The following is a 14,031-nucleotide window of genomic DNA, read 5'->3' as shown; positions in this document are numbered from 1 at the left end:
GACCCAAGGCTCGGGCTTTACGAACAGTACTCCATTCGTGGCATCCGGAGGGGCGGCTCGCCGCTCAAGTCTCCCGCGATTCACGGGAATCTCAAGAGCGCGCGCCCCCAATGGCGGACCACCACCGGATGAACGGTGATCATCTTCACACAATCCGGGCGCGCAGAACCGCATTTTCGTCCCTTGTGTCCTTCTTTGGGCAAGATGGAGTGGCTTGTTCGAGTAAGAGTCGTACGGACCGAGGGATGTTGATGCCGGAGCGGAGCCCCGCCGAGGAGGGCGGCAAGGAGGAGCGCAAGCGGATCGATCTGAGTGTGGCTCAGGTGTCGGCGAGTGCGCTGGCCGCGGTGGTGGGCGCGCTGCTCGCCTCCGAACTCGGCGTGTACGGCACGATCATGGGCGCGGCGGTGGTCAGCATCGGGGCCACCACCGGCGGCGCGGTGTTCCAGCACGTGTTCAGGCGGACCGGCCAGCAGCTGCGCGAGGCGGCGGACCGCGGGCCGAACCGGACCCTGAACTCCCTGCGCCAGGTGCCGGTGGAGCCGGAGCGTGCCGAGCCGGTGCCGGCCGGTCCGCCGGTGATCACCTCGGAGTGGAACGAGCCGCAGGTGGTGCGGGCGCGCCGGCGCTGGGGCTGGCGGACCTACGCGGCGGTGTCCGGGCTGGTGTTCGTGCTGGCGATGACGCCGATCCTGGCGTTCGAGCTGGCCACCGGCCGGCCGGTGGCGGCGACGGTGCAGGGCGAGTCCGGCAAGGGGACGTCCTTCGGCGGCGCGGTGAAGCCCAGGTCGTCCACGCCGCAGGACGCCCCGGCGGACCGGCCGGCCACCGGGGGCGGCGGGCGGGGCCCGGCGGCCACGCCCTCCGGCGGCGCCTCGGCCCCGGCGACCACCCGGCCGAGCCGGGAGCCGGGCCCGACGCCGAGCGGCGGCGCCGGGGAGCACGGCGGCGCGGCCTCCCCCTCGGCCGTCCCGAGCGCGACCCCCTCGGCCGGTGCCTCCCCGTCGGCGGGTGGCGGCACCGGTCCGACGGGCGGGCCCACGTCGCGCCCGCCGGTGCCCGGCGACGTCCCGGCGCGGGCGCCGGCGACCGCGCCGCCCGCCGCCGGTACCCCGGGGAGTTAGGGCGGGTCCGGCCTAGGCCCCCAGCACGCGCCGCAGGTAGTCGTTGCCGAAGAGGCGCTGCGGGTCGACCTCGTCGCGCAGCGCCGTGAAGTCGCCGAAGTGCGGGTAGACGCCGGCCAGGTACTCGGCGTCGCGGGTGTGCAGCTTGCCCCAGTGGGGGCGGCCCTGATGGGCGGTCATCAGCTGTTCCACGCCGGTGAAGTAGCCCTGGTCGCGGGTGCCCCGGTAGAGGTGGACGGCGATGTAGGCGCTGTCCCGGCCGGAGGCGGTGGACAGCCAGAGGTCGTCGGCGGGGGCGAAGCGCACCTCGACCGGGAAGCTGACCTTCCAGTCGGAGCGTTCGACCAGGGCCTTCAGTTCGCGCAGCACCTCGGCGACGGCCGCGCGCGGGACGGCGTACTCCATCTCCACGAAGCGGACCCTGCGCGGGCTGGTGAACACCTTGTGGGAGGTGTCGGTGTAGCTGCGGTCGGACCAGGCGCGGCTGGCGAGCGAGGCGATGGCGGGGACGGCGCCGGGGAAGCGGCGGCCGACCCGGCAGGCGCCCTCCCAGACGGTGTTGGAGAGGAAGTCGTCCTCCAGCCAGCCCTTGAACCGGGGCAGCGGGGCGGCCGGCCCCTGGCTGCGGTTGTTGCGCTTGGTGGAGCAGCGGTCGGTGTGGGGGAACCAGTAGAACTCGAAGTGCTCGTTGACGGCGGTGAGGTCGTCGAGGCGTTCCAGCACCTCGTCGAAGCCCATCGGCTGCTCGTGCGCGGTGAGCAGGAAGGCCGGTTCGACGCCGAAGGTGAGGGCGGTGATCACGCCGAGGGCGCCGAGGCCGAGCCGGGCGCCCTGGAAGAGCCGAGGGTTTTCGGTGGGGGAGCAGCGCCGGACGGTGCCGTCGGCGAGGACGATCTCCAGGGCGCGGATCTGGGCGGCGAGGGAGCCGGAGTCGCGGCCGGTGCCGTGGGTTCCGGTGCTGGTGGCGCCGGCGACGGTCTGGACCTCGATGTCGCCCATGTTGGTGAGGGAGAGGCCCTCGGCGGCGAGGAGCCGGTTGAGGCGGCTCAGCGGGAGGCCGGACTCGACGGTGACGGTGCCGGCCTCGCGGTCGATCTCGCGGACGGCGGTGAGCGCGTGGGGGCGGACCAGCAGGCCGTCGCCGGGTGAGGCGATCGCGGTGAAGGAGTGCCCGGAGCCGGCGGCCTTGACGCTGCGGCCCTGTTCGGCGGCGCGCAGGATCTCCTTGGCCAGTTCCTCCGCGGTGCCGGGGGTGGCGGTGCGGGCCGGGTGGGCGCTCTGGTTGCCGGCCCAGTTGGTCCACCGGGTGCGGGTCGCGGTGCTGGCCTGGGGCATTGCGCTGCCTCCTGCTCCGTGGCCGAACGGGGTCGGCGCGTCAGGGGCGGCGGGGCCGCCCTCAGGGCCCGGGGAGACCGGTCCTACCCACGGGTAGAGCCGTGGGTAGGGCGAGAGATTAGTCAGTTCACCGTTCGGCGTCTACGGGTCGACCGGCCTATCCGGCGGAGGATTCGGAGGCCGCTCCGGCGGCCACCTCGGCGGGCTGCTCGGTGGTGAGTCCGGCGCGCAGGCGGCCGAGGCCGGCCAGGGCGGCGAGGACTCCGAGCAGACCGGCGGCCAGCGGCACGGTGTAGCCCGCGGCGGCGCCGGAGCCGTCGACGACCCAGCCGGCGGCGGAGGAGCCGACCGCGACGCCGAGGGCGAGCCCGGTGGTGGTCCAGGTCATGCCCTCGGTGAGCTGGGAGGCCGGGACGAGCCGTTCGACCAGCGCCATCGCGGTGATCAGGGTGGGGGAGATGGCGATCCCGGCGACCAGCAGTGCGGCGCCGACCGCGGCCAGCCCGCCGATGCCGTTCACCGTGTGGGCGACCAGCAGCAGCGGCACCATGCTGAGCGCCATGAACAGCACACCGAGGAAGAAGCGCAGGGCCATCGAGCCGGTCGGCTTGAGGGCGCCGAACACCACTCCGGCGAGGCAGGAGCCGACCGCCCACAGGGCGAGGATCACGCTGGAGACCGACTTGTGCCCCTGGGCCTCGGCGTAGGCGACGGTGACCACCTCGACCGAGCCGAAGATCGTGCCGGTGGCGACGAAGGTGAGGATCAGCACCTGCAGGCCGCGGTTGAGGATGACCGAGCTCCCCTCGTGCCGGGCGGTCTCGTGGACCGGCGGCTCGGTGGAGCGCTGCCCGGCGAACAGGAGCACGCCCACGGCGAGGAAGATCCCGGCGAGCAGCACGCCGGCCTCGGGGAAGACGGAGGTGGCCAGGCCGATGGAGAGGATCGGGCCGACGATGAAGCAGACCTCGTCGACGACGGCCTCGAAGGAGTAGGCGGTGTGGAGCTTGCCGGCGTCCTCGCGGTAGAGGTGCGCCCAGCGGGCGCGGACCATCGCGCCGGTGCTCGGCATGACGCCCATGCCGGCGGCGAAGACGAACAGCGTCCAGTCCGGGGCGTTGAGCCGGGCGCAGAGCAGCAGGCCGACGACGGAGCCGACGGTGAGCGCCATGGCGGGGACGATGATCTTCGCCTGGCCGAGCCGGTCCACCAGCCGGGAGACCTGGGGCCCGAGGATCGCCGCGGAGACCGCCAGGGTCGCCGAGACCAGGCCGGCCACGCCGTACGAGCCGCGCAGCTGGGACAGCATGGTCACGATGCCGATGCCGGTCATGGAGATCGGCAGTCGGGACACGAAGCCGGTGGAGGAGAAGGCCACGGTGCCGGGCGCGGCGAATATTCGGCGGTAGCTGGACAGCACGGGAGCTCCGGGCGGGGGGTAAGGAACAAGGCTGGTGAACACAGCTTACGTACGTTGGCAAACGGTAATTTCCGGACACCCACGCAGCCCCGGCGCCGGCCCCCGGCCCCTCAGTGGCAGGATCGGTCCCATGTCCGACGCGCGCAAACCCTCCTCCTCCGGCGCCGCCCCGTACGACGCCCTGCTGCTCCTCTCCTTCGGCGGCCCCGAGGCCCCGGAGGACGTCGTCCCGTTCCTGGAGAACGTCACCCGGGGCCGCGGCATCCCCAGGGAACGGCTCAAGGAGGTGGGCAGGCACTACTTCCTGTTCGGCGGGGTCAGCCCGATCAACGAGCAGAACCGCGAGCTGCTGACCGCCCTGCGCAAGGACTTCGCCGAGCACGGGCTGGACCTGCCGGTCTACTGGGGCAACCGGAACTGGGCCCCCTACCTGGTGGACACCCTGCGGGAGATGGCCGCGGACGGCCGCCGCCGGATCGCGGTGCTCGCCACCAGCGCCTACGCCGGGTACTCGGGCTGCCGCCAGTACCGGGAGAACCTGGCCGACGCGCTGGCCGTCCTCGCCGAGGAGGGCCGCCCCGCGCTGACCGTCGACAAGCTGCGGCACTTCTACAACCACCCCGGCTTCGTCGAGCCGATGATCGACGCCACCGTCGCCGCCCTGGCCGAACTGCCCGAGGCCGTCCGGCCCGGCGCCCGGCTGGCCTTCACCACCCACTCCATCCCGGAGGCGATGGCCGAGACCTCCGGCGCCCCGGACGACCCGGCCCGCGGCACGCCCGGCGGCGCGTACGTCGCCCAGCACCTGGAGGTGGCCCGGCTGATCGCCTCGGCCGTCGCCGAGCGCACCGGCGTGGAGGACCGGCCGTGGGAGCTGGTGTTCCAGAGCCGCAGCGGCGCCCCGCACATCCCGTGGCTGGAGCCGGACATCTGCGACCACCTGGAGGCGCAGCACGCCGACGGCGCGCCGGCCGTGGTGATGGTCCCGATCGGCTTCGTCTCCGACCACATGGAGGTCAAGTACGACCTCGACACCGAGGCCGCCGCCAAGGCCGCCGAACTCGGTCTGCCGGTCGCCCGGGCGGCCACCGTCGGCGCCGATCCGCGGTTCACCGCCGCGGTTCGCGAGCTCGTCCTGGAGCGGGCCGCCACCGAACGCGGCGAGGGCGTGACCCGCTGCGCCCTCGGCGCCCTCGGCCCCAGCCACGACGTGTGCGCGGTGGCCTGCTGCCCCAACCCGCGCGCCCCCCGCCCGGCCGCCGCCGAGCGCTGATACCAGGAGGAGAACCCCGTGCCCACCCCCGCCCCGCCCGCCGACGGACTGCTCGACGACCTGCTGGACGTCGCCCTGGACGCGGCCCGGCAGGCCGGCGCCCTGCTGCGCGACGGCCGCCCCGCCGACCTCGGCGTGGCCGGCACCAAGAGCAGCCCCGTCGACGTGGTCACCGAGATGGACCTCGCCTCCGAGAAGCTCATCGTGGAGCTGATCGCCGACCGCCGCCCCGAGGACGGCTACCTCGGCGAGGAGGGGGCCGAGCGCCCCGGCACCAGCGGGGTGCGCTGGGTCGTCGACCCGCTCGACGGCACGGTGAACTACCTGTACGGGCTGCCCTCCTGGGCGGTCAGCGTGGCCGCCGAGGTGGACGGCCGGGCCGCCGTCGGGGTGGTGTACGCCCCCGCGCGCGGCGAGCTGTTCCACGCCGTGTTGGGCCGCGGCGCCCGCCTCGACGGCCGGCCGGTCTCGGCCCGCCCGGCCCCGCCCTGGGGCCAGGCGCTGATCGCCACCGGCTTCAACTACGTCCAGCCGGTGCGGGTGCGCCAGGCCGAGGTGCTGCTGGCGCTGATGCCCGAGGTGCGGGACGTCCGCCGGGGCGGCGCGGCCGCGGTGGACCTGTGCGACGTGGCCGCCGGACGGCTGGACGGCTACTACGAGCGCGGCCTCGCCCCCTGGGACCGGGCGGCCGGCTGCCTGATCGCCACCGAGGCCGGCGCCCTGGTCGGCGGCCGCCCCGGGCACGGCCCGGACGGCGAGCTGACCGTGGCCGCCGCCCCGGGAGTGTACGAACCGCTGCAGGAGCGGCTGGCCGCGCTGCGCGCCTGGGCGGACTGAGGCGCGCAGCGCCGATCGGGCCCCCGGACCCGGCCCCGGACAAGCGAAGAGCCCTGGCACACGGGGGATGCCAGGGCCTGGGGTTTCGCACGGCCCCCGCAGGGCCGCTGGTGCCGGAAACCGGCGTCGGGTCAGGCGGCGGTGCGGTGGCGGTCCAGCACGGTGTCCACACCGTGCTCGGCGGCGAGACGACGGAGATCGTCCAGCTCGGACTGCTCCACCTCGGCGAGGAACTCGTCCCCGGCCTCGATCGCGCGGTGCAGGTCCTGCTCGGCGTTGGCTATGCGCTGCAGGATTCCGGCCTTGAAGGCGTCCATACGGGCCCCCTTACTGTGTCGGACGTGCACGGTCGTGCGCTCTCCGCCCCGAGGAGGGTCCAGCCGGTGAATGCGCCCGGTCCGACAGGTGGTGGATCTCCGGTCGAGCGCGGAGACGGCCTTCGGCCGCTCCCGGTGACGCCCCAACCCCAGGGCCGGCGCGGATGAACGCACGGCGGGTGGGTGCGATCGGCCGTCAGCCAGATCGCGGGTGTGCAGCTGTCCTCCCCGCCCCGGGGGCCCGGAAACCTCCGGACTGAAGAAAGTTGCCGCTGTCACGGTCCAAGCGGAGCGTTCCCGGCACGAACGGTCACCGCCGCGGCCTCGGGTTCCCTGCCCGAGGGGCAGCTTATCGCTGCTTTACCGCAGGACCAGGCAGGATGGAGGCACCGTCGGAGCCGTGCGTCCGCTTCCGGGGCCGGCCTGGAGAAGGGACAACGACCGTGCGGGTTCTCGTCGTCGAGGACGAGCAGCTGCTTGCCGAGGCCGTCGCGACCGGCCTGCGCCGCGAGGCGATGGCCGTCGACGTGGTGTACGACGGGGAGGCCGCGCTCCAGCGCATCGCGGTCAACGACTACGACGTCGTGGTCCTGGACCGCGACCTCCCACTGGTGCACGGCGACGACGTGTGCCGCAAGGTGGTCGAACAGGGCCTGGCGACCCGGGTGATCATGCTGACCGCCTCCGGCGACATCAGCGACCGGGTCGAGGGCCTGGAGATCGGCGCCGACGACTACCTTCCGAAGCCGTTCGCCTTCAGCGAACTCGTGGCCCGGGTGAGGGCGCTGGGCCGCCGCGCGACCATCCCACTGCCTCCGGTGCTGGAACGGGCCGGCATCTCGCTCGACCCCGGCCGGCGCGAGGTGATCCGCGAGGGCCGCACCGTCCAGCTCGCCCCCAAGGAGTTCGCCGTCCTGGAGGTGCTGATGCGGGCCGGCGGCGCGGTCGTCTCCGCCGAGCAGCTCCTGGAGAAGGCCTGGGACGAGCACACCGACCCCTTCACCAACGTCGTGCGGGTCACCGTGATGACGCTGCGCCGCAAGCTCGGCGACCCGCCGGTGATCGTCACCGTGCCCGGTTCCGGCTACCGGATCTGACCGGAATCCGCCCCTGGAATCCGCCCCCACGGAATCCATCCCCCGGGATCCGCCCCCCAGAGGATCCCCGCCGTACCAGCGCCCGCCCCGGCGGACGCCCCGAGAGGACCATCATGACCACCCCGCCGCGTCCGGCCGGCGGGCCCTCCGGCGCGCCCGCCGGCGGCCCGCGTGCCGTACCGCCCAAGCCCGTGCACCCGCCCCGTGCGCCCCGAGAGGGCCAGCAGGAGACCTACGTGCCCGGTGACGGGCTGCTCGCCTGGCTGCCGTTCCGCCCGACGATCCGGATGCGGCTCACCCTGCTGTACGGCGGGATGTTCCTGATGGCCGGCGTGCTGCTGCTGCTGCTGATGTACTTCTTCGTCCGGCAGGCCCTGGACTACGTCGCGCCGCCGCAGATCAACTTCACCGTGGTCACCCCCAACGGCGTCTCGTCCAACTTCATGGTCAACGGCACCCAGATGTCCAGCGACCAGCTCAACGCGCTGCTCGCCAGCCGGCACGAGGCGGCTTCCGGCGCCGCCCTCAACGCGCTGCTCCGCAAGTCGCTCACCGTCCTGGTCTGCCTCGCCGTGATCGCCTTCGCGGCCGGCTACGCGATGGCCGGCCGGGTGCTGCGCCCGCTCGGCCGGATCACCCGCACCGCCCGGGACGTCGCCTCCTCCGACCTGCACCGCCGGATCGAGCTGGACGGGCCCGACGACGAACTCAAGGAGCTCGCCGACACCTTCGACGACATGCTGGACCGGCTGGACCGCTCCTTCGACTCCCAGCGCCGCTTCGTCGCCAACGCCTCGCACGAGCTGCGCACCCCGCTCGCGATCAACCGCACCCTGCTGGAGGTCCAGCTCTCCGACCCGGCCGCCTCCCCCGACCTCCAGCAGCTCGGCAAGACCCTGCTGGCCACCAACGAGCGCAGCGAGCAGCTGGTCGAGGGCCTGCTGCTGCTGGCCCGCAGCGAGAACGAGCTGACCGACCGCCGTGCGGTGGAGCTGTCCGAGGTGGCCACCCGGGCGCTGGAGCAGACCCGGGGCGAGGCCGACAAGCGCGAGGTCGAGCTGCGTTCCAAGCTCGCCCCGGCGGTGGTCGCGGGCAACGGCGTGCTGCTGGAGCGGCTCGCGCTGAACCTGCTGCAGAACGCCGTCCGCTACAACACCTCGGGCGGCTGGGTCGAGCTGGCCACCGCCACGGTGCCGGGCGGCGGCGAGCTGGTGGTCTCCAACACCGGCCCGGTGGTGCCCGGCTACGAGCTGGAGCACATCTTCGAGCCGTTCCGCCGGATCAAGGGAGCGGACCGCACCCGCAGCGACAAGGGGGTCGGACTGGGCCTGTCCATCGTCCGCTCGGTCGTGCGCGCCCACGGCGGCACCATCGAGGCCACCCCGCGCGCCGGGGGAGGACTCACCATGCGGGTGCGGATCCCCTCGCCGTAGCGGCCCCTCTGCGCCGTTCCGCGCCGTAACGGCCCCGGACGGCGACGCGTTCCGTGGGCAACCGTTTCCAGCCGCCCCCGGCAGGCCTGTCAAGACGACATAAGGCCTGGCGGGGGCGGCTTGTCATTTCCGGCCCGGGCAACTTACGGTGTCGTAACCTACGCAACCGTAAGTGCGCCTGCCGGTCCGCCCGTCGACAGCTCCGCGCGACGGTTGCCCGCCCCACGCGCCCGTCCCGCGCGTATCCCGTCCCCCAGGAGCACGACCGTGACCATCGCCCCTGTGCAGAGCAGCCCCTCGCTCGGATCGAGCGGCTGGACCGACACGCGACTGATCCTGGCCCTCGAAGAGGTCGTGGAGCAGGAGCTCAACCGCCACCTCGGCGTGGCCAAGGAGTGGATGCCCCACGAGTTCGTGCCGTGGAGCCAGGGCCGTGACTTCGACGGCGTGCTGGGCGGCGAGGCGTGGAACGTCCAGCAGTCGCAGGTGACCCCGCTCGGCCGGGTGTCGCTGGTGGTCAACCTGCTGACCGAGGACAACCTCCCCAGCTACCACCACGAGATCGCGACCATGTTCGGCCGCGAGGGCGCCTGGGGCACCTGGGTGCACCGCTGGACCGCCGAGGAGGGCCGGCACGGGATAGCCATCCGCGACTTCCTGCTCGCCACCCGGGCCGTCGACCCGGTCGAGCTGGAGCGGGCCCGGATGTCGCACATGTCCGAGGGCTTCGAGTCCGACAACTCGCACAGCATGCTGCACTCGGTCGCGTACGTGGCCTTCCAGGAGCTCGCCACCCGCATCTCGCACCGCAACACCGGCAAGTACGCCGGCGACCCGCTGTGCGACCAGCTGCTGGCGAAGATCGCCAACGACGAGAACCTGCACATGGTCTTCTACCGGAACCTGCTGAAGGCCGCCCTGGAGATCGCCCCGGACCAGGCCATGCGCGCCATCGCCGACGTGGTCACGAACTTCCGGATGCCGGGCCACGGCATCCCCGGTTTCGAGCGCGCCGCCGCGCAGATCGCCCTCGGCGGGGTCTACAACCTGCGCATCCACCACGACGACGTGCTGCAGCCGGTGCTGCGCCACCTGAAGGTGATGGAGTTCGGCGGCCTGGGCCCCGAGGGCCAGCTGGCGCAGAACGAGCTGGGCGTCTTCCTGGACGGCCTGGACTTCCAGGCGCGCAAGTTCGAGGAGCGCCAGGCCGCGTTGCTGGCGCGCCGGGAGGCCCGCCGCAACGCCGGCTAGCGGTCCTCGGGGGCGCTCCCGCAGATCGGTCGCGCCCCCTGACCGAGGGGGTGGAGTGGGTGGATTTTCCGGGTTTTGTCCCGGAAGATTCTGAACGTGACCAAGGTCACACCGTGTCGCTCCGCGATGTCGGCCAACGCCGGAGAGTGATCACCTCGTCAGGGGCGCCGATCGCCGTCCGTGACCGGAATCCGGACCGCCGACGAACCGCGGGGTTGGTCGTCATCCCTGGTGGGCAAGGGATTTCCCGGACGCCGCTAAGGCTTCCGCTCACTGTGAGTCGCTGGAAGGACGGTCGTTCGGCGAGTCGGCGATGGCCCAGCGTGAGGCCCTCCGCGCCCTGCGGGATCACCCCAACGGAGCCCTGGCTGAGTGTCGATTGAGTAACAGGGCTTGAAGTAAGGCAAAATCTCCGCCTCGGGTCGGGCACAAGACCGACCCCCCATGCGTTACGTGCGCTGGAGATACCGCACACACCGCACAACCCGGAGGGGGAGAGCGAAAAATGGCAACCGACTACGACACCCCACGCAAGACCGACGACGAGCTCAACGAGGACAGCATCGAGGAGCTCAAGGCTCGTCGGAACGACAAGGGCGGCAGCTCGGTCGACGTCGACGAGTTCGACGCCGCCGAGGGCATGGAGCTCCCCGGCGCCGACCTCTCGAACGAGGAGCTCGCGGTTCGGGTGCTGCCCAAGCAGGCCGACGAGTTCACCTGCATGAGCTGCTTCCTGGTCCACCACCGCAGCCAGCTGTACAGCGAGAAGAACGGCAACCCGATCTGCCGGGACTGCGGCGCCTGAGCACCGCAGCGGACAGCGCCAGGAACCCGTGGCTCCCGCGGGACCGGCACAACGCTCCTTCCGGCCCCGGGCAGCGGGGCCGGACGGCAGGTCCGCGGACCGTCCGGAAGGGCGGACCCGGGAGGACGGAGTCGGTCGGCCGCGCGCCGGCCAGGACAAAGTCGTAGGGACGGTCCCGCAGCAGCGGAACCGTCCCTCTCGGTCTTTCCGGGGCCCTCGTGGTGGGCCTGTCAGGTCCGGGCGCCGCGCCGGGCCTCCTCCAGCGCCTCGGCCAGCTTCATCGGCGAGCGGGTCGACAGATAGAGGTAGGGCGTCGGGTCGGCCGGGTCGCTCACCTCGACCCGCAGCGCGGTCGGGACGTAGCTGCGCAGCAGCATGAAGGCGCGGGGATCGGCCTTCGGACCGCGCCAGGCCGCAGCCTCGGCGGGGCTCAGCGCCTGCGCGGCGCCCAGCGCGTCCACCGGGATGCGGGCCGGTCCGGCCACCAGCGAGCCCTGCACCACGCGGATCCGGGCCGAGCCGTAGCTGCTGATCGCCACCGCGCCGGCGGCGATGCCGACCACCAGGCCGACCAGGGCGGCCGGACCGCTGACCCGGATCAGGATCAGTGCGAGGGTCAGGCCCACTGCGACCGGGAGCAGCCACCAGGAGCGCGGCACCGTGAGGCGTTCGTCGTACATGCCCTCCATTGTGGGCGCCCTGACGCCCGGCGCGGGACGCCACCCCCACCGGAGGCCTTGCTACCCCTGGGTAGGCTGCGGGCCGTGACCGGTACGACCACCCCCACCACCCCCACCGTCCGGTCGGCGCCCGCGTTGCCGCCGACCCCGACCACGCCGCCCCCGGACGCCGTGATCCCCGAGCGCCATCCCCAGGCGCCCGCCCCCGGCACCCGCCTCGGCTCCCACTACGAGCACTGCTTCGGCTGCGGTCCGCAGCACCCCGGCGGTCTGCGGATCGACGCGGTCGCGGGCGAGGGCCTGGACGTCACGGCCGAGCTCACCGTCCGGGACGTCCACCAGGGCGGCCCCGGGCTGGCGCACGGCGGGCTGCTCACGACGGCGATGGACGAGACCCTCGGCACGCTCAACTGGCTGCTGCACGCGCCCGCCGTGACCGGCCGGCTGGAGACCGACTTCCTCAGCCCGGTGCCCGTCGACTCGGTGCTGCACCTGCGCGCCTGGATCACCGGGGTGCACGGCCGCAAGATCTACAGCGCCGCCGAGGCGCGGATCGGCGGGCCGGACGGACCGGTCGCCGTGCGGGCTCAGGCGCTCTTCGTCCAGGTGAAGCTGGAACACTTCACCACGCACGGTCGTCCCGAGGACATCGAGAAGGTCCTCGACGACCCTGATCTGATGAAGCGCGCACGAGCCTTTGAGGTGAACCCTTGAGCGAGACCCCCCGCCCGCAGCTGGACGTCCTGATCACGCGCATCGACCCCGAGCTGCCGCTGCCCGAGTACGCGCAGCCCGGGGACGCCGGCGCCGACCTGCGGACCACGGTCGACGCCGAGCTGGCCCCCGGCGAGCGGGCGGTGCTCCCCACCGGCGTCGCCATCGCGCTCCCGGACGGCTACGCGGCCTTCGTCCACCCCCGCTCCGGGCTGGCAGCTCGTTGCGGAGTTGCCCTTGTGAACGCCCCGGGGACGGTCGATGCCGGGTACCGTGGAGAGATCAAGGTGATCGTCGTCAATCTGGACCCGCGCGAGGGGGTCAGCTTCCGCCGAGGGGACCGGATCGCCCAGCTGGTCATCCAGCAGGTCGAGAGGGCCCGCTTCCACGAGGTGGCCGAGCTGCCCGGGTCGGCACGCGCCGCGGGCGGGTTCGGGTCGACCGGTGGCCACGCCGCGGTCTAGCATTCCCGCGGCCTCGCAGGAAGCCGAGCAGGTATTCGCATCGGTCTTGGACCGGGAAGGACAGTGACCGTGTTCCGTCGTCGCCAGAAGAGCGAGGACGCTGTCGAGCAGCTCGCCGACGACGCCATCAGCGCCGACGAGCCGGCCGATGACGTCGAAGGTTCCGCCGAGAGCGAGAACGTGACCGAGCTGGACCCGGCCGACAGGGTCGGCCTGCCGCCGGCCCCGCGGCCGGACGGCCCGTGGGACCACAGTGAGCTGGAGACCCCGGAGGAGGGACGAGTCGACCTCGGGGGTCTGCTGGTCCCCGGCGTCGAGGGAATGGAGCTGCGCGTCGAGGTCGCGGGTGACGCGATCGTCGCGGCGACCCTCGTGCTCGGCAACAGCGCCATCCAGCTCCAGGCCTTCGCGGCCCCGAAGTCGGAGGGCATCTGGGGAGAGGTTCGCGAGGAGATCGCCAACGGCATCACCTCGCAGGGCGGCCTCGTCGAGGAGGAGGAGGGCCCGCTCGGCTGGCACCTCCGCGCCCAGGTCCCCGTGCAGCTCCCGGACGGCACCCAGGGCGTGCAGCTGGTGCGCTTCGTCGGGTGCGACGGCCCGCGCTGGTTCCTGCGCGGTGTGATCTCGGGCCAGGCCGCCGTGCAGCCCGAGATGGCCGGCATCCTGGAGCAGGTCTTCCGGCAGACCGTCGTCGTGCGTGGCGAGAGCCCGATGGCTCCGCGCGACCCGATCGTGCTGAAGCTTCCCGAGGACGCCCAGATGGTCGCCGACGGTGGCGGGGCTGCTGCCACCGCCGGCGAGGGCGAGGGCCGCTACGGCTCGCTCGACCCGTTCGCCCGCGGCCCGGAGATCACCGAGGTCCGCTGACCCGGCTCGTTCACCGTGCGTCCGCATCGCCTCCGTCCGGGACCCCGGGCGGAGGCGATTTGCATGTGGCGGGCCGGTGCCCGTACAGTTCCGGAGTCGCCGCGGGAGACCGGGGCGACAAAGCGGAAAGCGAATCCGATGAATGAAACTCCGGAAACGGAGCGGAAAACATCTGATAAGCTGGAAACACGAAAGAACGAAGCGCCCGGAGGGCCCGCTGGAAGGCGGCCCGAAGGAAGCGTCCGTTCCTTGAGAACTCAACAGCGTGCCAAAAGTCAACGCCAGATATGTTGACATCCCCGGCCTCGATCGCATGATCGGGGTTGGAGATTCCTTTTGAAATAACACTAGCGAGGACGCAGTGCGCGGGGCCGCCCTATTCCGGTGGTTGCCGTGCCGCTCAACGCGGGTGTC

14 protein-coding genes are annotated in these 14,031 nt (G+C 72.7%); 10 read left to right on the top strand and 4 right to left on the bottom strand.

All coding sequences use genetic code 11. From position 1 onward, the window contains the following. Positions 1-251: 251 nt before the first annotated feature. A complete protein-coding gene (locus ACZ6Z8_RS31785) occupies positions 252-1,124 on the top strand; it encodes a hypothetical protein (RefSeq protein ID WP_465613498.1) in 873 nt (290 codons plus the stop codon). Positions 1,125-1,136: 12 nt separating this feature from the next. Here ACZ6Z8_RS31785 and ACZ6Z8_RS31780 read toward each other — a convergent pair whose 3' ends face one another. Further along, positions 1,137-2,459, bottom strand: coding sequence for a D-arabinono-1,4-lactone oxidase (locus tag ACZ6Z8_RS31780; protein ID WP_465613497.1), 1,323 nt, complete (start codon positions 2,457-2,459; stop codon positions 1,137-1,139). Between the two features lie 157 nt (positions 2,460-2,616). Further along, positions 2,617-3,879, bottom strand: coding sequence for an MFS transporter (locus tag ACZ6Z8_RS31775; protein ID WP_465613496.1), 1,263 nt, complete (start codon positions 3,877-3,879; stop codon positions 2,617-2,619). Positions 3,880-4,009: 130 nt separating this feature from the next. On the opposite strand from ACZ6Z8_RS31775, the gene ACZ6Z8_RS31770 reads away from it, so the two are divergent. After that, entirely contained in the window at positions 4,010-5,152 is a 1,143-nt protein-coding gene (locus ACZ6Z8_RS31770) for a ferrochelatase (protein WP_465613495.1), read from the top strand. Positions 5,153-5,170: 18 nt separating this feature from the next. Then, positions 5,171-5,989 carry an inositol monophosphatase family protein gene (locus ACZ6Z8_RS31765; protein WP_465613494.1) on the top strand — a complete coding sequence of 273 codons (819 nt, stop codon included), beginning with the start codon at positions 5,171-5,173 and terminating at the stop codon, positions 5,987-5,989. A 131-nt stretch (positions 5,990-6,120) separates the two neighbouring features. On the opposite strand, the gene ACZ6Z8_RS31760 is transcribed toward ACZ6Z8_RS31765, so the two are convergent. Then, complete coding sequence (locus tag ACZ6Z8_RS31760) at positions 6,121-6,306, bottom strand: hypothetical protein (protein WP_030285471.1); 186 nt, start codon at positions 6,304-6,306, stop codon at positions 6,121-6,123. Positions 6,307-6,749: 443 nt separating this feature from the next. On the opposite strand from ACZ6Z8_RS31760, the gene ACZ6Z8_RS31755 reads away from it, so the two are divergent. The 4 genes from ACZ6Z8_RS31755 to ACZ6Z8_RS31740 all read left to right on the top strand — a co-directional run bounded on the left by ACZ6Z8_RS31755 (position 6,750) and on the right by ACZ6Z8_RS31740 (position 10,892). Beyond that, complete coding sequence (locus ACZ6Z8_RS31755; protein WP_030285473.1) at positions 6,750-7,403, top strand: response regulator transcription factor; 654 nt, start codon at positions 6,750-6,752, stop codon at positions 7,401-7,403. A 113-nt stretch (positions 7,404-7,516) separates the two neighbouring features. Next, entirely contained in the window at positions 7,517-8,836 is a 1,320-nt protein-coding gene (locus tag ACZ6Z8_RS31750) for a sensor histidine kinase (RefSeq protein ID WP_465613493.1), read from the top strand. 267 nt (positions 8,837-9,103) lie between these two features. Beyond that, positions 9,104-10,087 (top strand): acyl-ACP desaturase, encoded by a 984-nt coding sequence (locus ACZ6Z8_RS31745; RefSeq protein WP_465613492.1) that lies wholly within the window; start codon positions 9,104-9,106, stop codon positions 10,085-10,087. 505 nt (positions 10,088-10,592) lie between these two features. Continuing rightward, positions 10,593-10,892 (top strand): DUF4193 domain-containing protein, encoded by a 300-nt coding sequence (locus tag ACZ6Z8_RS31740; RefSeq protein ID WP_030285479.1) that lies wholly within the window; start codon positions 10,593-10,595, stop codon positions 10,890-10,892. A gap of 230 nt (positions 10,893-11,122) precedes the next feature. On the opposite strand, the gene ACZ6Z8_RS31735 is transcribed toward ACZ6Z8_RS31740, so the two are convergent. Then, entirely contained in the window at positions 11,123-11,572 is a 450-nt protein-coding gene (locus ACZ6Z8_RS31735) for a DUF3093 domain-containing protein (RefSeq protein WP_465613491.1), read from the bottom strand. A gap of 135 nt (positions 11,573-11,707) precedes the next feature. On the opposite strand from ACZ6Z8_RS31735, the gene ACZ6Z8_RS31730 reads away from it, so the two are divergent. The 3 genes from ACZ6Z8_RS31730 to ACZ6Z8_RS31720 all read left to right on the top strand — a co-directional run bounded on the left by ACZ6Z8_RS31730 (position 11,708) and on the right by ACZ6Z8_RS31720 (position 13,617). After that, on the top strand, positions 11,708-12,286 hold the full coding sequence (locus tag ACZ6Z8_RS31730; protein ID WP_030285483.1) for a PaaI family thioesterase: 579 nt from the start codon (positions 11,708-11,710) through the stop codon (positions 12,284-12,286). Beyond that, a complete protein-coding gene (gene dut / locus ACZ6Z8_RS31725) occupies positions 12,283-12,750 on the top strand; it encodes a dUTP diphosphatase (protein WP_465613490.1) in 468 nt (155 codons plus the stop codon). Before ACZ6Z8_RS31730 ends, dut begins: the two co-directional genes overlap by 4 nt. 69 nt (positions 12,751-12,819) lie before the next feature. After that, positions 12,820-13,617 (top strand): DUF3710 domain-containing protein, encoded by a 798-nt coding sequence (locus ACZ6Z8_RS31720; protein WP_465613489.1) that lies wholly within the window; start codon positions 12,820-12,822, stop codon positions 13,615-13,617. The last annotated feature ends 414 nt before the right edge of the window (positions 13,618-14,031 follow it).

Source organism: Kitasatospora sp. NPDC101108 (assembly GCF_055584725.1).
This window is presented reverse-complemented; position numbering and strand designations above follow the sequence as displayed.

Excerpts from the sequence above, each read along its gene's own strand:
- ACZ6Z8_RS31770 (WP_465613495.1), top strand. The coding sequence starts at position 4,010 with ATGTCCGACGCGCGCAAACCCTCCTCCTCCGGCGCCGCCCCGTACGAC.
- ACZ6Z8_RS31750 (WP_465613493.1), top strand. The coding sequence starts at position 7,517 with ATGACCACCCCGCCGCGTCCGGCCGGCGGGCCCTCCGGCGCGCCCGCC.
- ACZ6Z8_RS31740 (WP_030285479.1), top strand. The coding sequence starts at position 10,593 with ATGGCAACCGACTACGACACCCCACGCAAGACCGACGACGAGCTCAAC.
- ACZ6Z8_RS31780 (WP_465613497.1), bottom strand. The coding sequence starts at position 2,459 with ATGCCCCAGGCCAGCACCGCGACCCGCACCCGGTGGACCAACTGGGCC.
- ACZ6Z8_RS31735 (WP_465613491.1), bottom strand. The coding sequence starts at position 11,572 with ATGTACGACGAACGCCTCACGGTGCCGCGCTCCTGGTGGCTGCTCCCG.
- ACZ6Z8_RS31785 (WP_465613498.1), top strand. The coding sequence starts at position 252 with ATGCCGGAGCGGAGCCCCGCCGAGGAGGGCGGCAAGGAGGAGCGCAAG.
- ACZ6Z8_RS31760 (WP_030285471.1), bottom strand. The coding sequence starts at position 6,306 with ATGGACGCCTTCAAGGCCGGAATCCTGCAGCGCATAGCCAACGCCGAG.